This window comes from Pseudomonas sp. Irchel s3f7 (assembly GCF_900187615.1).
Classification (GTDB): domain Bacteria; phylum Pseudomonadota; class Gammaproteobacteria; order Pseudomonadales; family Pseudomonadaceae; genus Aquipseudomonas.
The window spans coordinates 25,274-46,945 of sequence record NZ_FYDO01000001.1; the positions used below are offsets into that span (position 1 = coordinate 25,274).

The 21,672-nt window shown below is 58.1% G+C and carries 19 protein-coding genes and 1 pseudogene; 18 read left to right on the plus strand and 2 right to left on the minus strand.

Going from position 1 to position 21,672, the window contains the following annotated elements:
* Nucleotides 1-85: 85 nt before the first annotated feature.
* From CKW19_RS00115 to CKW19_RS00180, 14 genes and pseudogenes are all read left to right on the plus strand, one after another.
* Entirely contained in the window at nt 86-1,015 is a 930-nt protein-coding gene (locus CKW19_RS00115; protein ID WP_095056001.1) for a VOC family protein, read from the plus strand.
* 107 nt (nt 1,016-1,122) lie between these two features.
* The gene (locus CKW19_RS00120) at nt 1,123-1,533 is read left to right on the plus strand and encodes a Rieske 2Fe-2S domain-containing protein (RefSeq protein WP_095056239.1); all 411 of its coding nucleotides are present in this window, start codon (nt 1,123-1,125) and stop codon (nt 1,531-1,533) included.
* An 87-nt stretch (nt 1,534-1,620) separates the two neighbouring features.
* Nucleotides 1,621-2,745 carry an FAD-dependent oxidoreductase gene (locus CKW19_RS00125; protein ID WP_095056002.1) on the plus strand — a complete coding sequence of 375 codons (1,125 nt, stop codon included), beginning with the start codon at nt 1,621-1,623 and terminating at the stop codon, nt 2,743-2,745.
* A gap of 56 nt (nt 2,746-2,801) precedes the next feature.
* Nucleotides 2,802-4,499, plus strand: a complete 1,698-nt coding sequence (locus CKW19_RS00130) for a DUF1302 domain-containing protein (RefSeq protein WP_095056003.1) — start codon at nt 2,802-2,804, stop codon at nt 4,497-4,499.
* Nucleotides 4,500-4,511: 12 nt separating this feature from the next.
* Nucleotides 4,512-5,900 (plus strand): DUF1329 domain-containing protein, encoded by a 1,389-nt coding sequence (locus tag CKW19_RS00135; protein ID WP_095056004.1) that lies wholly within the window; start codon nt 4,512-4,514, stop codon nt 5,898-5,900.
* A 62-nt stretch (nt 5,901-5,962) separates the two neighbouring features.
* A complete protein-coding gene (locus CKW19_RS00140) occupies nt 5,963-7,057 on the plus strand; it encodes a YCF48-related protein (RefSeq protein WP_095056005.1) in 1,095 nt (364 codons plus the stop codon).
* Between the two features lie 4 nt (nt 7,058-7,061).
* A complete protein-coding gene (locus CKW19_RS00145) occupies nt 7,062-9,536 on the plus strand; it encodes an RND family transporter (protein WP_095056006.1) in 2,475 nt (824 codons plus the stop codon).
* Nucleotides 9,526-10,773, plus strand: coding sequence for an MFS transporter (locus tag CKW19_RS00150; protein WP_095056007.1), 1,248 nt, complete (start codon nt 9,526-9,528; stop codon nt 10,771-10,773). Before CKW19_RS00145 ends, CKW19_RS00150 begins: the two co-directional genes overlap by 11 nt.
* Before the next feature lie 13 nt (nt 10,774-10,786).
* Nucleotides 10,787-11,368: a cupin domain-containing protein gene (locus CKW19_RS00155; protein ID WP_095056008.1), complete on the plus strand. Its 582-nt coding sequence runs from the start codon at nt 10,787-10,789 to the stop codon at nt 11,366-11,368.
* The gene (locus tag CKW19_RS00160) at nt 11,365-12,348 is read left to right on the plus strand and encodes a fumarylacetoacetate hydrolase family protein (RefSeq protein WP_095056009.1); all 984 of its coding nucleotides are present in this window, start codon (nt 11,365-11,367) and stop codon (nt 12,346-12,348) included. The genes CKW19_RS00155 and CKW19_RS00160 overlap by 4 nt, the downstream gene beginning before the upstream one ends.
* Before the next feature lie 10 nt (nt 12,349-12,358).
* The gene (locus CKW19_RS00165) at nt 12,359-13,357 is read left to right on the plus strand and encodes an NAD-dependent epimerase/dehydratase family protein (protein ID WP_095056010.1); all 999 of its coding nucleotides are present in this window, start codon (nt 12,359-12,361) and stop codon (nt 13,355-13,357) included.
* Entirely contained in the window at nt 13,341-14,135 is a 795-nt protein-coding gene (locus CKW19_RS00170; protein ID WP_095056011.1) for a cyclase family protein, read from the plus strand. The genes CKW19_RS00165 and CKW19_RS00170 overlap by 17 nt, the downstream gene beginning before the upstream one ends.
* A gap of 204 nt (nt 14,136-14,339) precedes the next feature.
* Complete coding sequence (locus CKW19_RS00175; RefSeq protein ID WP_256580275.1) at nt 14,340-15,107, plus strand: autotransporter outer membrane beta-barrel domain-containing protein; 768 nt, start codon at nt 14,340-14,342, stop codon at nt 15,105-15,107.
* Nucleotides 15,108-15,123: 16 nt separating this feature from the next.
* Nucleotides 15,124-15,364: pseudogene (locus CKW19_RS00180) on the plus strand (DNA adenine methylase); the annotation flags it as partial.
* A 200-nt stretch (nt 15,365-15,564) separates the two neighbouring features.
* Here CKW19_RS00180 and CKW19_RS00185 read toward each other — a convergent pair.
* Both CKW19_RS00185 and CKW19_RS00190 read right to left on the minus strand, forming a co-directional pair.
* A complete protein-coding gene (locus CKW19_RS00185) occupies nt 15,565-16,599 on the minus strand; it encodes an ABC transporter substrate-binding protein (RefSeq protein WP_095056013.1) in 1,035 nt (344 codons plus the stop codon).
* Nucleotides 16,600-16,747: 148 nt separating this feature from the next.
* Nucleotides 16,748-17,521, minus strand: a complete 774-nt coding sequence (locus CKW19_RS00190) for a class II aldolase/adducin family protein (RefSeq protein ID WP_095056014.1) — start codon at nt 17,519-17,521, stop codon at nt 16,748-16,750.
* A gap of 175 nt (nt 17,522-17,696) precedes the next feature.
* Here CKW19_RS00190 and CKW19_RS00195 point away from each other — a divergent pair, with 175 nt between their 5' ends.
* The 4 genes from CKW19_RS00195 (at nt 17,697) to CKW19_RS00210 (ending at nt 20,928) form a co-directional block, all read left to right on the plus strand.
* Nucleotides 17,697-19,118, plus strand: a complete 1,422-nt coding sequence (locus tag CKW19_RS00195) for a PLP-dependent aminotransferase family protein (protein ID WP_095056015.1) — start codon at nt 17,697-17,699, stop codon at nt 19,116-19,118.
* Nucleotides 19,119-19,519: 401 nt separating this feature from the next.
* Nucleotides 19,520-19,849, plus strand: a complete 330-nt coding sequence (locus CKW19_RS00200) for an antibiotic biosynthesis monooxygenase (protein WP_095056016.1) — start codon at nt 19,520-19,522, stop codon at nt 19,847-19,849.
* A 157-nt stretch (nt 19,850-20,006) separates the two neighbouring features.
* Nucleotides 20,007-20,165, plus strand: coding sequence for a pentapeptide repeat-containing protein (locus CKW19_RS29370; RefSeq protein WP_371856331.1), 159 nt, complete (start codon nt 20,007-20,009; stop codon nt 20,163-20,165).
* A 481-nt stretch (nt 20,166-20,646) separates the two neighbouring features.
* Nucleotides 20,647-20,928: an excalibur calcium-binding domain-containing protein gene (locus CKW19_RS00210; RefSeq protein ID WP_095056018.1), complete on the plus strand. Its 282-nt coding sequence runs from the start codon at nt 20,647-20,649 to the stop codon at nt 20,926-20,928.
* Nucleotides 20,929-21,672 lie beyond the last annotated feature (744 nt).

A 21,672-nucleotide genomic window follows, 5' to 3' on the forward strand; every position in this document is an offset into this window, starting at 1 on the left:
CACCACCGGATTCCATGCATCGCTGAGTGCGCTTGCGAGCCGCCAGTGCCTGCTTCCGGATACTAATTTCAATGGAGTGGTAGCGATGAACATCATTGGCCTTGATGCCCTGATCTTTGGCGTCGATGACATCCAAGCCTGTACCGATTGCCTGCGTGATTACGGCCTCGCGCCGGTTGACGTCGACAGCAGCGGTGGGCGTTTTGAAGCATTGGACGGTACGGCCGTAATCATTCGCCGTGCGGACGATCCGACGCTACCGATTGCCATCGGCCCGGCGCCGTCGATTCGCGAAACCGTTTACGGCGTTGCCAGCGTGGCTGACCTCGACGCCATCGAAGACGAGTTGGCGCGAGACCGTCAGGTCACCCGAGAAAACGGCGTGCTGCACAGCGTCGACGACATGGGGTTTGCCATCGCTTTCCAGGTCACCGTCCGCAAGTCCTACGTCGCGCCAGACGATTTGACCAACGCCGCCGGCCACGCGCCACAACGTCCGCTTAACCAACCGGGCATCACCCTCGAGATGAGCGCCACGCCGCGCACGCTGTCGCACGTGGTGTATTTCGTCCCGGATGCCGCCAAGGCCGAAGCCTTCTACGCCGAGCGCCTGGGTTTTCGAACCACCGACACTTTCATCGGGGCAGGGCCATTCATGCGTCCGGCGGGGTCCGATGACCACCATTGCCTGTTCATGATCCAGACTCCGCCGCACATGAAGGGCTGCGAACACTTCACTTTTCACATGGGCAGTGGCACTGAAGTGTTGTTGGCCGGTACACGCTTCGAACAAAAAGGCTGGACCAGTTTCTGGGGCCCTGGCCGTCATCTCTTTGGTTCCAACTGGTTCTGGTACTTCAACAGTCCGCTGGGCTGCCACATCGAATACGACGCCGACATGGACAAACACGATGACGCCTGGGAGGCGCGCCGCGCACCACTGTCGGCGGATAACTCGCAGTTGTTCCTGTTCACCTCGAAAGAAAAATGGGCGCCGGGCGGTCCGCCCCGGTAGGAACGAGCAAGCTCGCGATGGAGGCAAACGATGATGCGGGGAGCCTGATGCCCCGCGGTGCTCTCAGGTTTTTCGCGAGCAGGCTCGCTCCTACAAAGGTTTCTGTCATGGACCACAGCGATTTTTTCCTGTGCCGGATGGACGAATTGGCAGAAGGGCAGGCGCGCGGATTCGATCCATCGCAGTGCGGCAGGGACACAGTTTTTGCACTGGTGCACGAAGGGCAGGTGCGGATTTATCGCAACAGTTGCCCGCATCTCGATGTACGCCTGGAGTACCGCAAGGACCGGTTTTTGTCGGCTGACGGTCAGTTGATCGTCTGTTACGCCCACGGTGCGCAGTTCCTTCCGGACACCGGCGAATGTGTCTACGGCCCGTGTCTGGGCCAACGGCTGGACGCGCTGTCATGGCGTCTGGAGGAGGGCTGGGTGGTGTTGGAAATACCTGTAAAGACGGCGATATCAGGGGCGGATGAGGTATCGCGTTTGGCGATACATCGCATCCCTACTCGCGATTAGTCAAATCCCTGCTTTGACGAGAAGCTGGACCTAACGACGCAGTGCCCGGCGCTGCATCGAATCACAAGAATAAAAAGTGAGTACACCATGAGTGCAGTGAACAAAGTTCTGATCGTGGGCGGTGGTATTGGCGGCTTGTGTGCAGCCATCGCACTGCGGCGCAAGGGCATTGAAGTCGACCTGATCGAACTCAAGTCAGAATGGACCGTTTACGGTGTCGGGATCATCCAGCAAAGCAACGTCGTTCGCGAAATGGCCAAGCTGGGCGTGCTCGACGGTTATCTCGATGCGGCGTATGCCTTTGAAGACGTCGCCATCTATGGCCCGGCCGGTCAGCAATTGGCACGCATCCCGGGTCAGCGCCTGGCTGGGCCTGCCTACCCGGCGAACGTCGGTATCTCACGCCTGGCACTGCATAAAGTCCTCAGTGAAACGGCCCTGGAACTGGGCGCCAAAGTACGCCTTGGACTCAGCGTAGAAACCCTGAATGACCAGGACGACAGCGTCGACGTGTTGTTCACCGACGGCAGCCACGGTCGTTATGACCTGGTGGTGGGGGCCGATGGTTTGTTCTCCAAAGTGCGCGATTTGCTGTTTGGTGACACGTACACGCCCAGGTTTACCGGCCAATCGGTATGGCGCTACAACTTCCCGCGCGACCCGCAAATCGATCACCTCGCCAACTACCAGAGTGCTGACGGCAACGCTGGCCTGGTGCCGCTGGCCGGTGACTTGATGTACCTGTTCCTCACCTCCCACGAACCATCCAATCCCTGGATGGACCCGCAGACGCTGGCCGAGCAGATGCGTCAGCGCTTGCAAGGCTTTACCGGCCTGGTCGGCCAGTTACGTGAACAAATCACCGACAGCAGCCAAGTGGTTTACAAGCCAATGGAAGTGGTTTTCGTCAATGAGCCTTGGTACCGCGGCCGCGTTTTGTTGATCGGCGACGCCGCCCATGCGACGACACCACACCTGGGGCAGGGGGCGGGCATGGCGATAGAAGATGCCATCGTGCTCAGTGAAGAACTGACCGGCGACGGCAGTATTGAGCAAATTCTCCAGCGTTTCATGGAACGCCGTTTCGAACGCTGCAAGTTCATCAGCGAAAGCTCGGTGCTGGCGGGCGACAAGGAAATGCAACACGACCGCGAGTTCGACCGCATCGGCCTGGTCAAGCAAATGCTTGCGCGCACGGCTGAGCCGATCTGATTCGACAGGGCCGTCACCCACAGCAGTTACCACTATAAAAACAAGAGGTTAACGCGATGGTTAGCTCCATGACTGCGACGCTTGCGCGCCGCCCGGTCTGCATGTCTGCACCCTTTGGTTTCTCGTTGGCCGCAGCGTTGGTGCTGTGCAGCCAGGCTGCACACGCCTTTCAGGTGGATACCGGCAATCCGGATTTCAGCCTGCGTTGGGACAACACCGTCAAGTACAGCGCCGCATGGCGCGCCCAGGATCCCAGCAGCAAACTAAGTGAGGGGCGGGTTGCGCTCAATCAGGACGACGGCGATCGGGCGTTCAAAAAGGGCTTGATCTCTAACCGCACGGACATCCTTTCCGAGCTGGACATGTCGTTCAAAAACGTCGGCGCGCGCCTCAGTGGCGCCGCCTGGTACGACACTGAATATCAGCACGACAACGATAACGACGATCCGGCGCGTGCCAACGCCCGTTCCGTGGCCTACGACGAATTTACCGATGACACCCGTCATCTGCATGGCGGTGACGGTGAGTTGCTCGATGCATTCGTGTACTGGAACGGCGAGCTGGCCGATCACGCCACGTCCGTGCGCGCCGGCCGCCACGGCTTGATCTGGGGCGAGAGCTTGTTCTTCGGGGCCAACGGCATTGCCGGTGGCATGGCGCCGGTCGACGTGGTGAAAGCGCAGTCCGTACCCAACACCCAGTTCAAGGAAATCACCCGGCCGGTCAATCAACTGTCGGGGACTTTCCAGCTGACCGATGACGTCTCGCTCGGCGCCTTTTACCAGCTGGAGTGGGAGGAGACGCGCCTGCCGGGTGCCGGCAGTTACTTCTCCACCAGCGACACCATTGGTGAAGGCAACGAACGCTTGATCGTGGGCGCGCCATTTCCCCCATTCCTCGGCGGCAATCCCGGCAGCCCGGCGGCGTTTTTCCACGGCAATGACAAGGAGGCGAAGAGTTCGGGGCAGGGCGGGCTGCAGTTGAAGTACAGCGCGGAAACCGTCGAGTACGGTCTGTACGCGATTCAGTACCACGACAAAACCCCCAAGCTTTACCTCAAGCCCAACAGCGGTGCACCGAATTTCAGCACGGGCCAGATCGGCGAGTACTACTGGGTTTACCCGGAAGACATTCGCGCATTCGGTACCAGTTTTTCGACCACCGTCGATGAGTACAGCTTTGCCGGTGAAGCGTCGATGCGCTGGAACATGCCGCTGGTTTCCAACGGTCAAACCGTCTTGCCGGGCGTTGTCGCCGATAACGATGACGATGCCCTGTACGCCGTGGGTCGTACCGCTCACGTCAACCTCAACGTGTTGGCTTCGTTCGGCCCCAACTTCATTGCCAGGGAATCGGGACTGGTCGGTGAGATCGCCTGGAACCGACTGCTGAGCGTCACGAAAAACCGCGCTGCGCTTGACCCCAACGCCACTGATGACGGCCTCGGATTCAAGATGGTTTACACCCCGACCTACCGCCAGTTTTTCTCCGGCATCGATATCAGCATTCCAATCGGCGTCAGCTATTTCCCGTTGGGCAAGTCGGCCGTTGTCAGCTCCTTTGGCCCGGATAACGGCGGCGACATGAACATCGGCATCACCGCCACTTACCTGGATCGCGTCACCGCCGGCCTGACCTACACGCATTACTACGGCGCCGAGGACACCAACCTCAACGCGGCCAGCCAGTTCAATTACAAGCAATCGCTGAAAGACCGGGACTACCTGGCTTTCTCCGTCAAGACCACGTTTTAAGAGGACTTGCGCATGACCTACAACAAGAAATCCGGAGCCTTCAAGCTCAAAGCCCTTTGCCTGGCACTGCTCGGCAGCCTGGCCATTTGCAGCCAAGTGACACTGGCGGCGACGGCTGAAGACGCGGCCAAACTCTCGAAAAGCCTGACACCCTTCGGGGCCGAGCGCGCCGGTAACGCCGACGGCTCCATTCCCGCCTGGGACGGTGGTTACACCAAAGTCGATCCGTCGTTCAAGGAAGGCGGCAAGCGTACCGACCCGTTCGCGGCGGACAAACCGCTGTTCAGCATTACCTCGAAGAACCTTGCGCAATACGCCGGCAAACTCAGCGACGGCACCAAGGAAATGTTCAAGCGTTTCCCGGACACGTATCGCATCGACGTTTACCCGACACGCCGCACCGCTGCCGCGCCGCAGTGGGTGTATGACAACACCCTGAAAAATGCCACCCGCGCCAAGCTGGTGGATAGCAGCGCCGGCCCGGTACCCGAAGGCGCCTTTGGCGGCATCCCGTTTCCGATCCCGCAAAACGGCGCCGAAGCCATGTGGAACCACGTGTTGAATTGGCGCGGTACCTCGGTGTCGATGCATTTTCGTCACTACCTGATGACCGCCGACGGCAAGCAGGTCATGACCACTGACGGTAAGGCCATTCAGGAGATGCCGTATTACTACCAGGAAGGGACACCGGAGTCCTTTGCCGGTGACTACTGGATGTTCCGACTGCTCAACGTCGGTCCGCCATTGCGCGCCGGTGAACAGATCATGGGCCGTACCAACATCAACGGCGACCTGTCCCAGGCGCACGTTTACCTGACCGGCCAACGTCGCGTGCGCAAGCTGCCGAATGCCTGCTGCGACACGCCGACGCCGGCGACTGCCGGGGTGATGTCGTTCGACGAGTTGAGCGTATTCCAGGGTCGCATGGACCGCTTCAACTGGAAGCTGGTGGGCAAGCAGGAGATGTACATCCCCTACAACACCAACAAAGTTCAGGCCGCTGCCAAACCTGAAGACCTGTTTCTCGCTCACCACATGAACCCGGATTACGTGCGCTGGGAATTGCACCGAGTGTGGGTTGTGGAAGCGGACCTGGCACCGGGCAAGCGCCATCAGTTGCCGAAGGGTCGTTATTACCTCGATGAGGACACCTGGCAAGCCATGCTCGGCGACCGTTGGGACGCCAATGGTCAACTGGCCAAGACCCTGTGGTCGTTGCCGGCAGTACTCCCGGACCTGCCTGCGCAAGCGCAATTGTCTTCGGGCTTTTACGACCTGACCTCCGGCGCCTGGTTTATCCAGAACGTCTACACCGGTCAGCCCGAGCAGTACGGCATCGTGGATCGCTACAAGGCCTCCGAGTTTTCGCCGGCGGCGATGGCGGGTGCCGGGGTTCGTTGAGACGGACCGGATCGCGGTTTGCGAATCGCGATCCGGTTTCAAAAGGTTTGTCGAGGTCGGTAATGAACAGATTCTGTCAGGTGGTGGGTCGGCTGATGTGCCTTATGGCTTTGCCGTTGTGCCACGCGCACGCCGCTACGGTGGGCGACGCACTCGAAACGCCGGCGATGCAGGCGCCGCAAGCGAAATCTGCGGTGCTGCTGGACCTGGCACGGGCGGGCGCACGGCTGGTGGCGGTGGGTGAGCGGGGCATTGTGTTGCTGTCCGATGACAACGGCGTCAGCTGGCGTCAAGCGGCAGTGCCGGTCTCGGTCAGCCTTACGGCGGTGCAATTCGTCGACGCCCAGACGGGCTGGGCCGTCGGGCATGCGGGTGTTGTATTGGCATCGCGTGACGGAGGTGAGCACTGGGTGGTGCAACTGGATGGCCTGCGTGCCGCACAGCTTGAGTTGGCTGCCGCGCGCCAACAACTGCCTTTGGCCAACGACCAGGATGCCGCCGCCGCGCGTGTGCAAACGGCTGAAAGACTGGTGGGTGACGGGGCTGACAAACCGTTTCTGGCCGTGCAGTTCGTCGACGCCCGACACGGCTTGATTGTAGGGGCGTACGGCCTGGCCTTTCGCACCGACGATGGCGGCTCCACCTGGCAATCCATCGCGGGGCAAATCGATAACCCCACGGGCGCGCATTTGTCCGCGATCACTCAACAGGGGCAACACTGGTTCCTCGCCGGCGAGCAGGGCTACCTCGCGCGCTCCGACGATGCGGGCCAATCATTCACGCAGTTGGAAAGCCCTTACATGGGGAGTTTTTTCACCGTGCAAATGCGCGACGACGGTGTGCTGCTGGTGGCCGGGTTGAAGGGCAATGCGTTTGCCTCCCGCGACCTGGGCCAGAGCTTCCAGCCTGCGCCGGTCTCGATGCCGGTGTCTTTCAGCGATGCCATCCGTACCGACGACGGCCAGTTGTTGCTGGTCAATCAGAGCGGCGCCTTGTTTCGCACCAACAGCCAGCCCGGTGCAACGCTCGTGCCCTATGGCAAACCGCTCGGCAAGCCCGTCTCCAGTGTTATCCAGGCCGCCGATGGCAGCCTGACGCTGGCGGGTTTCACTGGTTTGACGCGCCTATCGCCGTCAAACGCCAACGCTTCGGAGTGAGGTTATGAAGTCTTTCGACAACGCCACGGCCAGCCTGGCGAATTTCGATCCACGCTCCGGTTCAGTGGTGGAACGCACGCTGTTCAACCACCGCCTGTGGGTCCTGCTGGTGTGTGTGCTGACGACCCTGGTATTGGGTTATCAAGCCACCCGTATCGAGCTCAATGCCAGCTTCGAAAAGATGATCCCCACACAGCAGCCTTACATTGCAAACTACCTTGAGCATCAGAAACAGCTCACGGGTTTGGGTAATGCCCTGCGGATTGTGGTAGCGAACAAGCGCGGCGACATCTACGACGCCGAGTACCTGAAGACCCTGCAGGCCCTGAGCGACAAGCTCTACCTGCTGCCGGGTGTCGACCGTGCGTACATGAAGTCGCTATGGACACCGGCCACGCGCTGGGTCGCAGTGACCGAAGATGGCCTGGATGGCGGTCCGGTGATCCCGGACGACTACAGTGGCACCGCTGCTAATCTCGATGCTCTGCGCCGCAACGTGCAACGCTCCAACGAACTCGGTCAACTGGTGGCCTTCGACCAGACCTCCAGCATCATCTACGTCCCATTGTTGGCAACCACCACCGACGGCAAGGCGCTGGATTACGCGGTGCTTTCCGAACAACTGGAGACCCTGCGCAGCACCTATCAAAGTGCCAACATCGAGATTCACATCACCGGTTTCGCAAAAAAAGTCGGCGACCTGATTGCCGGCCTTAAGCAGATCCTGCTGTTCTTCGCCGTCGCGATCTTGATCACCACTGCCGTGCTTTTCTGGTACACCCGTTGCCTGCGCAGTACGGTGCTGGTGGTGTTGTGCTCGCTGGTGGCGGTGGTCTGGCAGCTCGGTCTGCTGCCATTGCTGAATTACCAGCTGGACCCGTACTCGGTACTGGTGCCGTTTCTGGTGTTTGCCATCGGCATGAGCCACGGCGCGCAGAAAATGAACGGCATCATGCAAGACATCGGGCGTGGCATGCACCGCGTGGTGGCTGCACGTTTCACCTTCCGCCGGTTGTTTCTCGCCGGGCTGACAGCGCTGCTGTGTGACGCTGTAGGTTTTGCGGTACTGATGCTGATCAAGATCCAGGTCATTCAGGACCTTGCCGTGATCGCCAGCATTGGCGTGGCCGTATTGATTTTCACCAACCTGATTTTGCTGCCGGTTTTGCTCTCTTATGTCGGCGTGACGCCGCGTGCCGCGCAGCTGAGCCTCAAGAGCGAACAGGCCGAACAAAGCGGGCAGGCGCGCCATGCGTTCTGGCGTTTTCTGGACCTGTTCACTCATCGGCGCTGGGCCAGCCTGTGCATCGCCATCAGCCTCGCCTTGGCAGCACTCGGCTTTCTGGTCAGCCTGCAATTGAAAATCGGCGACCTCGACGCCGGTGCTCCAGAGCTGCGTGCGGACTCGCGTTACAACCAGGACGATGCTTTTCTGACCCGACATTACGGCGCCAGCAGCGACCTGTTCGCGGTGATGGTGAAAACCCCGGCCAGCAGCTGTGCACGCTACGACATCCTGGCCAAGGTCGATGCCCTTGACTGGCAACTGCGCGCCTTGCCGGGCGTGGATTCGACCAACTCGCTGGCGTTGCTTAACCGGCGCATGCTGGTCGGGCTCAGTGAAGGCAACCCGAAGTGGTACGAGCTGCAGAACAATCAGGCGATGCTCAACATGATCACCGCCAGCGCGCCGCGAGGGTTGTACAACGAAGATTGCAGCCTGTTGACCCTGTACGCCTACCTTACCGACCACAAGGCCGAGACGCTGACCCGCCTGGTTGAGCATGTGGAAAAATTTGCCGCCGAGAACAACACCGACGAGGTGCAGTTTCTGCTGGCGGCGGGTAACGCCGGCATCGAAGCGGCGACCAATATTGTGGTCAAGCAAGCTAATCGCGAAATGCTCGTCTGGGTCTACGGCGCGGTCATTTTGCTGTGCCTGATCACCTTCCGCTCCTGGCGCGCGACGGTGTGCGCGGTGATTCCGCTGATGCTCACCTCCATCCTCTGCGAAGCCTTGATGGTCTGGCTGAACATCGGCGTGAAAGTCGCCACGCTGCCCGTCATCGCCTTGGGCGTCGGCATCGGGGTCGACTATGCGCTGTACGTGATGAGCATTCTCCTGGGTCACCTGCGCCAAGGGGCGAGCCTGTCCGAAGCCTATTACCGCGCACTGGTATCCACCGGCAAGGTGGTGATGCTGACCGGAATCACCCTGGCCATCGGCGTGGCGACCTGGACGTTTTCACCGATCAAGTTCCAGGCCGACATGGGCGTGCTGCTGGCCTTCATGTTTGTCTGGAACATGGTCGGTGCATTGGTGTTGCTGCCCGCGCTGGCGTACTTCCTGTTACCCGCAGGGCGCAATGCGCAGGACGCCGTTGTACCAATGCCGGTGGCCCATAGGGCGGGGGCCGAGCCAGCAGTGGTCGCGGACGTTCATCACCTGCGCCTCAAGGAGCACTGCCATGGTCGCTGATACCTTCGTAAAACCCATCCGTCAGGCCGGTTTGGCGCAGTCGATGTTGTTGCTGCTCGGCAGCTGCCTGCCGGTGTTGGGTGCGGTGTTGCTGGCCCCGGTATTGCCGCGGATGCAGGCGCACTTTGCTGGCGTCGACGGCAGCGCCGTACTGGTTCCCATCGTACTGACGCTGCCAGCGTTGGTGATTGCCTTGCTGGCGCCGTTCGCCGGGCTGATCGCCGATCGCCTTGGGCGCAAGCCCTTGTTGCTGGCGAGCATGCTGCTGTATGTCCTCTGTGGTGTGCTGCCGCTTTGGCTCGATTCACTGCAGGCCATCGTACTCAGCCGGGCGGGTATCGGATTGGCCGAGGCGGGCATCATGACCTGCTGCACCACGCTGATGGGCGATTACTACAGCGGTGCCAGGCGTGAGCGTCTGTTTGCCTTGCAGATGGTCGCCACGTCGTTGTCGGCTGCTGTGTTCATCGCGTTGGGTGGCTTCCTGGGTCAAAACGACTGGCGCACCCCGTTTGCGTTGTACGCCGTGGGTTTGATTTTCCTGCCACTGATGGCCTGGAAGTTGTGGGAGCCGCAAGCCCGCCCACAAACCGGACAACCCCTGCAGTCGTTGCCAACCGGGAAGTTTCCGTGGCGTGCGCTGATGCCTATGTATGTGCTGTCACTGCTGGCAGGTTTGAGCCTGTTTATCGTGCCGGTGCAGGCCGGTTATCTGCTCAATCTTCTGCAAGTAGATGCCCCGCAACAAATCGGTATGACCATGGGCGCCAACCAACTGGGCGTGCTGATCGGTGCGCTGAGCTTTCGTTTGTTCAGCGGGATGCGTGGGCACCACATGCTGCTGATCGCCTATGTGCTGGCAGGTATCGGCGGGTTGCTGATGGCTGAGGCCTTGACCCATGTGCAGGTCGTGGTCGCAGTGACCATCAACGGCTTGGGCATTGGCTTGATGTTGCCGACGCTGATCACCTGGATCATGGCGCAAGTCAATTTCCATCAACGCGGGCGGGCGGCGGGGTGTTTTACCGCGGCCATCTTCGCCGGCGAATTTATCAGCCCCCTGGCGGTTCTCGCCTTGACCCATGGTGACGCCATGGCGCTGCCCCGTGCGTTAGGGATCGTGGGCGGATCGCAACTGCTGGTGGCGGTGTTTTGCCTGGCCGTACCCAGGCTCGGCGGTCTGTTGCAGCACGCGAATGTTGAAGCCGGTGGCAAGACCATTGGCGACGGAAACTGAACGAGGATTTTCCATGCAAGCGCTTCCTGAATTCAAACGAGTGGTCACCGGCCACGATCAGCAGGGCCAGGCCATCGTCGCCAGTAGCGGACCCACGCCGAACGTGTTCCCGCTATCGGCCGTGCCGGGTACGGTGTTTTACGAACTGTGGAACAGCAGCACCAGCCCGGCTTTGCTCGACAACGCCAGTGACCCAAGCAGCAAGCCCCTGCAACTCAGTCCCGGGCCACAGGGCAGCGTCATTCGCGTGGTGGATATTCCACCGGACAGCGTGCAGAACCAGGTCAGCGCCGAAGATGCCGCGGCGGTGTTTGCTGAAATCGGCGAGTCCCAAGCGGGCACCGGTCAACACGACTCCAGGCATAAATTGATGCACCGCACCGAGACCCTCGACTACGGCATCGTCACCGAAGGAGAGGTGTGGCTGGTGCTGGATAAGGAAGAGGTGCACCTCAAACGCGGCGACGTGGTGGTTCAACGTGGCACCAACCACGCCTGGAGCAACCGAACCGAAGCGATGGCGCGCATGGTCTTCATTCTGCTTGATGGGCGTTTCGCCGCTGAGTTGAGCAATGGCAAGGGAGCATCGGCATGAAACTCGCCACACTGAAAAACGGCAGCCGCGACGGTCAGCTCGTCGTGGTCTCGCGGGATCTCGCCCGGGCAGTGGATGCCCGTTCCGTGGCGCTCACCTTGCAACAGGCAATCGAGAACTGGAGCACTACCGAGCCTCGCTTGCAGTTGCTGTCGGCTCAGTTGAATGCGGGCGAGGCGGCGGATGCCTTCGCCTTCGATCCCGCCCAGGCGATGGCGCCATTGCCCCGAGCTTATCAATGGTGCGATGGCTCGGCATTTCTCAGTCACGGTGCGCTGATGCAGAAAGCGTTCAACCTTGACCCCATCGACGGGGTCGAAAACACGCCGCTGATGTATCAGGGCGCCGGCGACGATTTCATTGGCGCACGGGACGATATCGCGCTGCCGAGCGAGAGCCAGGGCATCGATTTCGAAGGCGAGTTTGTGGTGCTCGTGGATGATGTGCCGATGGGCTGCGCCGCCGAGGTGGCGCAACAACACGTCAAACTGATCCTGCAAATCAACGACGTCAGCTTGCGCGCCCTGGCCCCTCGGGAAATGAGTACGGGGTTTGGATTTTTGCAGGCCAAGCCGTCCTCCAGCTTCGCCCCGCTGGCCATCACACCCGACGAACTGGGCGACGCCTGGCGCGACGGGCGTGTGCATTTGCCTTTGCAGGTGCACTGGAATGGCCAATGGTTTGGTCATCCGCACGGCGGGCAGATGAACTTCAGTTTTGGCCAGTTGATTGCCCATGCCGCGCTCACTCGCAGGCTGCGAGCGGGCACGCTGATTGGTTCCGGTACGGTCTCCAATACCGACAGAAGCGCGGGATCGGCGTGCATTGCCGAACGGCGCGCCATCGAGATGATCGAACTGGGCGCCGCACAAACCGGCTTCATGCGCTTTGGTGACCGCGTGCACATGGATGTCACCGGCAGCGATGGCCAGTCGCTGTTCGGCGCAATCGATCAATGCATCGTTCAGGCCCAAGGCTGAGGAGCGCTTTATGCGTGTATTGATTACCGGTGCCAATGGTTTTGTCGGACGTGAACTCGTGCGCTGTCTGCTGGCGCTGGGCAGCTTGCGAGGGCAGGCCATCGACTCGTTGCTGGTACTGGACAAAGACTTGCAGGGCCTGCCGGAAGATGCCCGTCTTCGTCGTCATTTCGGCAGCGTGACGGATCTGGCCTTGATGCGTCGGGTATTGGCCGACGGCATTGATGTGGTGTTCCATCTGGTGAGTGTTCCCGGTGGCACGGCAGAAGAGCAGTACGACCTCGGCTACCAGGTCAACCTGCTGGCCAGCCTGGAATTGCTTAATCAGCTGCGCAACAAAACCCATCCGCCAGTTTTGGTGTATGCCAGCAGCGTGGCGGTGTACGGCGGTGTTCTACCCGCACGGATGAACGAGACGGCCGAGTTGCGTCCCGAATTGTCCTATGGCACGCACAAAGCCATGGTGGAAAGCGCCATCAGTGATCTAGCCCGGCGGGGTGATGTGGACGGTCGTGTGTTGCGCCTGCCAGGCATCGTCGCCCGACCTCGCGAACCCAATGGATTGCGTTCGGCATTCATGAGCGACCTGATGCGAGCCTTCGCCGACGGTCAATCCTATCAATGCCCGGTTTCTCCAGAAGCGACGGCGTGGTGGATGTCCGCCCGTTGTTGCGTGAACAACCTGATCCACGCCGCAGAGCTGGATGGCACCTTGCTTGGGGCGCAACGGGTGTGGCAGTTGCCGGTTCTGCATCTGTCGATTGCCCAGGTGATTGACGCATTGGCCGAGCGTTATGGGCAGGAACGCCGCGCATTGATCGGCTTTGTGCCGGACGCCCGACTGGAAGCATTGTTCGGACGTATGCCGCCCTTGAAAACACCGCAGGCGCGCGCTGCCGGATTCAACCATGACCGTAACGCGGCCACGCTGGTGCGCAACGCCCTCAACCCTTCGAATCCCAGACATTTTCCGCTGACCGGAGACACCTTTCATGTCGCAGCCAACTAAGCCAAAACGTCGCCTCGTCGACTTGTCTGTCACCCTCGACAACAACCCCTACACCGATCCGCCACCATTGTTGCCGAAGATCGATTACATGGATCACCAGCAAGGCTGGCCGGAAATGGCCGCGATGTTTCCCGGCTTGCAACTCGAGCAGATGCCGGGCAACGAATCCTGGGCCGCCGAGCGACTGCACATCACCACTCACAGCGGCACGCACATGGATGCACCTTGGCATTACGCCTCGACCACCGATGGCGGACAGCCGGCTTTTGGTATCGATGAGTTGCCGCTCGAGTGGTGCCTGCAACCGGGTGTGAAGCTGGATTTTCGGCACATGGCCGATGGTCATGTGGTGACCGCGGACGAGATCGAAGCGGAACTGGCTCGAATTGGTCACGCATTGCAGCCGTTGGACATCGTGCTGATCAACACTCGGGCCGGCGCGCTGTTCGGCCAGCCGGGATATCTCGATGCCGGTGTGGGCATCGGTCGAGAAGCCACGTTGTATCTGCTGGAACGCGGGGTGCGGGTCGTTGGCACTGATGCCTGGAGTTGGGATGCGCCGTTCAAATATACCCGTGAGCGTTTTGCAGCCGACGGCGATGCCTCGATTATTTGGGAAGGGCACAAGGCCGGACGTGATATCGGTTACGGGCAAATGGAAAAACTCGCCAACCTGGAATCCCTGCCGGCCAGTGGCTTCGAGGTGTCGTGTTTCCCTTACAAGATCAAGCATGCGTCGGCGGGTTTTGTTCGGGCGGTGGCGATATTCGAAGAGTAGGGCGCCTGCGGAAAAAGCAGTCCTCGAACCACCACGATAAGAGAAAACACATGGCTCTTTTGCGTCTGCCTAAAACATTACTGGCGACCGTGCTGGCGCCAAATCGATACTTAGACGAGAGTCCACATAATCGATGACGGCTTGCTTCTGGCCGGTTTCAACCGGTCGCCACCATCAGCTTTGAGTCGAATGCGGCCGTGCTTGATGCGACTACGAACCGAGCAGGCCGACGGTGAAGACACTGATGGCAGCCACGACCAAGCAGGCCTGTCCCTGGCCATCGGCAAGATTGACGGTGGTGTGGAGCATTACACCGGATTCGGTGCCGGGAATAACGTGCTGCGTGCCTACAGTCTGGGCGGTTACTGGACGCACTTCAGTCCCGAAGGTGCCTACGTCGATGGCGTGCTGCAACTCCACCATTTCGATATCGAGGCCAAACCGGGCGATATCGATGAGCTGGACAGCAAGGGCTGGGGTTATACCGCGTCACTGGAAGGCGGCTACCCGTTCCTGATCGATGAAGGTGAAGGCGAGGACAAGTTCGAAAATCTCTACCTCGAACCCCAGGCTCAATTGATCTATTCGCGCATCGACCTCGATGACAGCAACGACATCGCTGCCGACGTGCGTTTCAAGGACATTGACTCGCTGATCGGCCGCTTGGGCGTGCGCCTGGCCAAAGACTGGTTTCGCGAAAACGACAAAGGAGAAACTTTGCGAACCAACGGCTGGCTGCGTCCCAGCGTCTGGCATGAGTTCAAGGGCCAGCCAAAAACCGAGTTTTCTTCGGCCGACGGCTTCGTGCCCTTCGAGGCCGATATCGGCGGGAGCTGGTGGGAGGCCAATTTGGGCGTCGATTATCAGGCGGACAAGAAAGTCACGTTCTACATCTCCGCGGGCTATCAGAAGGCCTTCGATGGTGATAGCCACAGCTACGAGGGCATGCTTGGGGTCAAATACGACTTCTGAACCCTCCGTGGTCGAGGAGGTGCTCAACGACATCAACGGCGACCTGGTGACTTTGTACCGCGTGGTGCAGAACCACCTCGAAGCGTTCGTGCGTCAGTTCAAGTGGACGCTCAGCTCACGCCAAGTGTTCGGGTGCCGAACGCTACGACCCTGCTCCTGCCGTCCACTGCATGGACCGGCCGTATTGGCAGACCGCCGGCTATGGCGTGGAGTTTCCGTTTGAGGACTATGAACGCGTGGCAGACTTCATGCGCCGGCCCTTTTTTAGTCGTCAAAAACCACAAGCCCAGACGTTCTCAAGGAAAATCATGGGCTTGTGTTTTCATAGTGTGGCGGTGAAGGGAAGGGGAAGTGGCTGGGCTGAACAGAGGTCGTTTCCTGCGGTCTTTGATCTCGACTGCTGCCTCCTCTACGTCAAGTCAATCGTCACCTTGTCGGCTGCCATCACCACACACCGTCAGTTCGTTTTAGCCACCCAGGCATTGAAGCGCTGCTCAAGCTCTTCACCATGGTTGACCCAGAACTCATTGTCGATCGGCATCGCCTGTCCCAGGTTAGTCGGGGCGGTGTTCAGGCGAGCCGCCAACGCCGGCTCAAGCAATGCAGCGGTTTGCTGGTTGGTCGAACCATAACCTAGCTTTTCAGTATGAACTTTCTGGTTTTCCGGGCGAAGGGAGAACGCGATAAACTGCTCGGCCATCGTTTTGTTCTTGCTGCCTTTTGGGATCGCCCATGAGTCGATGGCATAGATACTTCCCTTCCAGACGATCTGTACATTGGCCCCCGATTCCTGGCCAGCGAAAACCCGACCGTTGAACGCTGTACTCATGACCACATCACCGCTGGCAAGGAACTGCATCGGCTGCGCGCCTGCCTCCCACCATTGGATATCAGGTTTTATCTGGTCAAGTTTGCGAAACGCTCGATCAACCCCCTCCTGGGTAGACAGCACTTTGTAGATGTCGGCATAAGCCACGCCATCGGCCATCAATGCGGCTTCCAGCGTGTACTTGGCCCCCCGGCGCAGGCCGCGTTTGCCAGGAAACTTCTGTGTATCCCAGAAGTCGGTCCAGCCGGTCGGCGCGACCTTGAGTTTGTCAGCGTTGTAAGCTATCGCCATCGACCAGACCAGCAGACCGGCACCGCATTCGGAGAACGTGCCGGGCACGAAGTCCGACGGCTTGCCGAACTGTGCCGTATCCAGATGTTCAAACAACCCCTCGTCACAACCGCGAAGCAGCTCTGGCCCCTCGACCTGTACCGCATCCCAGTTGACGCTGTTGGTGTCGACCATGACCTTGATGCGGCCCATTTCACCGTTGTACTCACTGGCCACCACCTTGTTGCCGGTGGCCTTTTCGAATGGTTTATAGAACGCTTCCGACTGCACGTCCTTGCTCACTCCGCCGAACGAAATCACGGTCATTTCACCCGCCATGACACTCGACGTGATGGCTGTGAGGAACAAGGCTCCGATTGTTTTCTTATTCATGTCTACCTCTAGGATTATTGGTTTTGGCAGATTTGAAACACGCTTGGCAGTGTTCAGGGGGATCACTGACAGCTATCCCATCCCTGACTCTGGGGCCAGTAGAAGGGTGACTCCTGTCATCGGCAACGGTCTGACCGTCGACCGTACTTCAGCACCGGTAATCCTCTCGATCACCGGCAATCAGGCGCAGTGCGGAAGTCCAGGCGAGTTGGTGCAGCTCTTGATCGATCTCGTCATCGGACTGTCGCGCGGTTAATTCGCACACTGCCTCAGGGGGCGTCCGCAGCGGCCGGCCGCCGGCCAGGGCCTGAACCTGGGCCTGGCAAGCGCGCTCCAGAAAATAGATCTGATTGAACGCTTCGGCGATGGACCGGCCTGCGGCGAGCAACCCGTGATTGCGCAGAATCATCGCCATGTGCAAACCCAGGTCTAAAACCAGCCGGTCGCCTTCTTCGGGGTTCAACGCGATACCCTCATAGTCGTGGTATCCAAGCCGTCGGTAGAACTTGAGTGCATGCTGGCTGATCGGCAGCAGCCCCTCTTCCTGTGCGGAAACCGCAATACCGGCTGACGTGTGGGTATGCACGATACAAGCGATGTCGGGACGTGCCGCATGGATCGCCGAGTGGATGTTAAACCCCGCGCGATTGACACTCCCGGGGCCGTGATGTGAGTTCACGGCATTGCCTTCATGATCGATCTTGATCAGATCGCAAGCGCGCATTTCGTGGAACAGCACACCGTAGCGATTGATCAGGAAGTGCCCCTCCTCACCGGGTACGCGGGCGGAGATATGCGTATCGATCAGATCGGTCATGCGAAAGTGGGCGAGCAATCGATAAAGTGCAGCCAGATCGCATCGGGTTTCCCACTCTTCGCTGGAGATCCGGCTACGATCGAATTGATAGCTGATGTCGTGCATTACGCATCCTTGTTCATGGTATGTTTCGACCGAATTGGTCGACCGGCTATGGGGTGATCGTGCAACACCCTTTACCGGGGCACCATGAACAGAAAAGACTTCTGGGCTGCATCACTGTTATGGTCGTTTTACCGATACACCCACCGCAGAACGCCACGCTTGGACGGTTGTTTCTATGATGTTTTTAGACCCCAGCTCGGAGGAGTCGCTGGTCAGCCAGATCGTCACCGGTATCAGCCTGGCGATCAAAGAGCAGCGCTTGCGCCCCGGTAGCAAATTGCCGTCTATTCGCAAATTTTCCCAGACTCACAAAGTCAGCCACTTCACAGCGGTCGAGGCCTATGATCGGCTGGTTGCGCTCGGTTATCTGACACCCGTGCGTAATGCTGGCTTCTACGTGCGCGACATGTCGGGCGGGACGCTTGCCGAGCCACCACCAGCGACAACCGCGACAGACAACGAAGTCGATTTCGACGCCTATCTGCTGCTGCAAAAGGTCTTTCAGCCAATGGGTATGGAACTGCGTCCCGGCGTCGGTTTGTTACCCGAGCAGTGGACCGATCACGAAGGCCTGCAACGCAGCCTGCGTGCCTTAGGCCGTAGAGAATTGAGTGATTTTTCCGGCTACGGGCTCGCCAAGGGTAGCGCACGATTACGGGCCAAGCTGGCTGAGAAACTGGCAGACACGCGCATTGCTGCGCACCCGGAGCAGATCATGTTGACCAGCGGCGGTAGCCATGCGTTGGACTTGGTGGTGCGCTACCTGGTGCAACGCGGTGACAATGTACTGGTCGACGAGCCGGGTTATCACAACCTGTTCCTCAACCTGCATATGCAAGGGGCCAAGCTACTGGGCGTACCGCGCACCCGCGACGGAGTTGACCTTGCCGTACTTGAAGCACTCATTCTTCTTCATCGGCCCAAGGTATTTTTCACCAACACCCGCCTGCAATGCCCCACCGGCACCAGCCTGTCGTTGGCCGTCGCCCATCGACTACTGCAACTGGCGGAAAAATACGATTTCCTGATCGTCGAGAACGACATCTACGCCGACCTTGACCCGACCGGTCAACAGGCGTTGGCCGGCATGGATCAGTTATCGCGGGTGATCTATGTCGGCAGTTTTTCCAAAACCATCGCCCCGGCGCTGCGAGTCGGCTTTATCGCCGCTCACCAGGAATTGATCGACGAAATGGTGCCGCTAAAACTGGTCAGCGGCCTGACTACTTCGGAAATAGCCGAAGAACTGGTACTCGATGTGCTACTGCAAGGACGGCATCGCAAACACATCAAACAGCTGCAAAACAATTTGGCGCACGCTCACGAAACCGCGGCTCGGCGGCTGGAATCCGTGGGAATGGAAATATTTGTGAAGCCACACGCAGGACTTTTTCTGTGGGCTCGCCATCCGCTGATCGAGAATTCCACCGAACTCGCCATGAAGGCCAGGGATGAAAAAATCCTGCTTGCACCTGGGCAATTGTTTATGCCGGATGCTCGAGTAGTGCCCTGGATGCGCTTCAATGTAGCGCATTCGATAGATGACCGGATTTATGAGTTGTTAGCGCGCGAAGCTGACGGACCGCTGGGTCACTGAGTAGAAAATAGTCTCGGCGCAAACCCGTTCAGCCTGAAGTGCTCAGGCTTTTATCGGGCTTGAAATAGGCGTGTGCGAATGACTGCTTCTGGCGGATTCTGTTGAAAAAGTCGACCATGGTTTCCACGGCAGAAAAATACGCATGTGAGATTGAAATCTTTACTTTTAGCAGAGGCTTCCGGGCTCGGATTTCAGGGGGGATTACCGCGCGACACTAAAGCCGAACAAGGAGTTACGCATCGGACAAGGAACGCTATCAGACACAATCGGCGGAAAACATGACGCCAGATGCATCGTCTACTAATAGTTGGGGTGCCAACCAGCTAGCATAGGTTTGAGGCAAACCCAAGTCCGGTCAGTGCAATCATCGGCAAGCAAACGCCGCGAAAGGAGCAAAGCCTATGTACTCTTCAACGTTCATCTTTGCCAAAAAGCAGTTTGATGAAGCCTTCCACCGACTCGATCAGGAAATCGCTGCAATCGCAAAATCGATCCCTGGTTACCTTGGCGAAGAAGCTTGGGAGAATCCACAGACGGGTCTCTTCTCCAATGTGTACTACTGGAGTTCTCTCGAAGCACTTCAGGTATTGGTTGAGCATCCCCGCCACCTTGAGGCAAAGGCTGCTCAGGAAAATTGGCTTGCCGGTTATCAAGTCATCATCTCTGAGGTCATCAAAACCTATGGTGACTCCAAGCTTGGCGAGAAATGGCCAATCGCGACAGCTACTTAACCATTCCATCGAGCGGCCGTAATGGGTCGAATAGCGACTTTAATAACAATGACTGGCAGAATTGTCGTTTGAGCATGGTTACATTTACGGAATACAAGTTGACGGGGGCTAATTTCAGCGGGGCTGTTTCATTAGGGGGGTTATCTTCAAAGAAACATTGCTGGTGGGTGCATTTCTCCTTGGTTTCTTCTTTCTTAAGTGTGAGCTGGATAATTTGGGTTTTTCCGACGCTGATCTAAGGGGAGTGGATTTTCGTCACTCTGTATTCAAAGGTTGGAGTCTAAGTAATGTCCGGGTAAATGGTGCCCGCATTTGACAATGTCGACCTACGCGAAGCTAGCTTGCACGGACTGAAGCTAATGGAGGCGAAGCAGTTCAAGGGGGCGATTATCTCTAAAAGTCAGGCAGCGATGTTATTGAAAAGTCTCGGGCTTACAGTGGCCTGATGTCGACTATACTCGTCAACATATCGCTGCAAAAATATAATAAAACAGATCATTTTCTAAACGGTAAGGTGCTTTTTCAGAGTCGATTTAGGAAAGCTACGTAAATCGTTCAGATCAGCCAGTTGGGAAGGTTTTTTTGCGGGCGCGGGAGGAGACGCACATTCCACATGTGCTTAGGGTGGCCGCGACCCGCGTGTACCGCACGAACATTTGTTTGCCTTGCGCGATGTAACGGGGCTTCCCTAGGGGTAATTCGGGCCCAGAGTCTTCGGTGGACATGACCTTTTTTGGTGGTAGGCGGTTGTTGGCAACGTGAGAACGCAAACGGTCTCTCTTCATGGATGGATCAAGATGAAACTGATTCTGGTGGTGCTTGTTATTGGTCTGTTGGCGTTGAAGCTTTCACCTGAATTAAAGTTCTGGGTTGAGGCTCGGCTTTCGAATCCCCAGAGAACCTCTACGGCTGTGACTGCGCCGAAACCCGTTTCCGCTCGAGTCAAATGCGATGGGCGCAAATATTGCTCACAGATGACCTCGTGCAAAGAGGCCAAAAGCTTTCTGCAAAATTGTCCAGGAGTGGAAATGGACGGCGACAACGACGGTGTACCCTGTGAGACGCAATGGTGTCGATGACGATTCGCCCCGAAAATTCACGATAGCGTTTGCGATGAGCACCACTGTTTTTATCGGGCAATACCTGTCCTTGTCGCTATAACGGCTGACTTTAGAGTGGCAGGGGGCAGGGCGGGTAAGTCCATCGCTGCCAAAGGAACCGTTGGCCTTTGCTGAATGTTTATTATGGCGATTGTTGGAGTTGCGCGATCGTTAGCTAACCAATGTTTGAGGTGTAACGTTAGTTTAACAGTCAGCTGTGTGCGATAAAAAAGCACAGCACGTAATCCTCCTTTCTATATAGCTAAGTAATATTTGTGAATTGAGTTTCCAGGGTATAAAAAATCCGATTCGAAAACTATTGCCGTCATTAGAGGGTTGGATCATGAGGTTAATAATAAGTTCGTTCTGTATGATGATGGTCTTATCATCTGGCTTTTCTCTGGCGGCTGATTCTCACAAAGAAAGTAACGTAAAAGGCTCTTCGGTTTTGACGGATAGACATGATAAAAATCAACTGCTTGCTGCGGGGTCCGCTGGTCACGCAGGAAGCCCAAAGCAAGCATGCATCTGTGGAGAAACTAAGTTTGAATGCAAGAATGATCAAAAATGTGATTGTGTAAGTAATGCCTGTGAAAATTAATTGACTGTGAGTTATAGATATTGCACTGGCTGATTTGTAATGCAGTGGAGGCTGGTATGACAGACAGTAAACAGGGAGGTTGTAATTTCTGCCTGAGCGTTTTCTAAATCCAGCATCGGCAT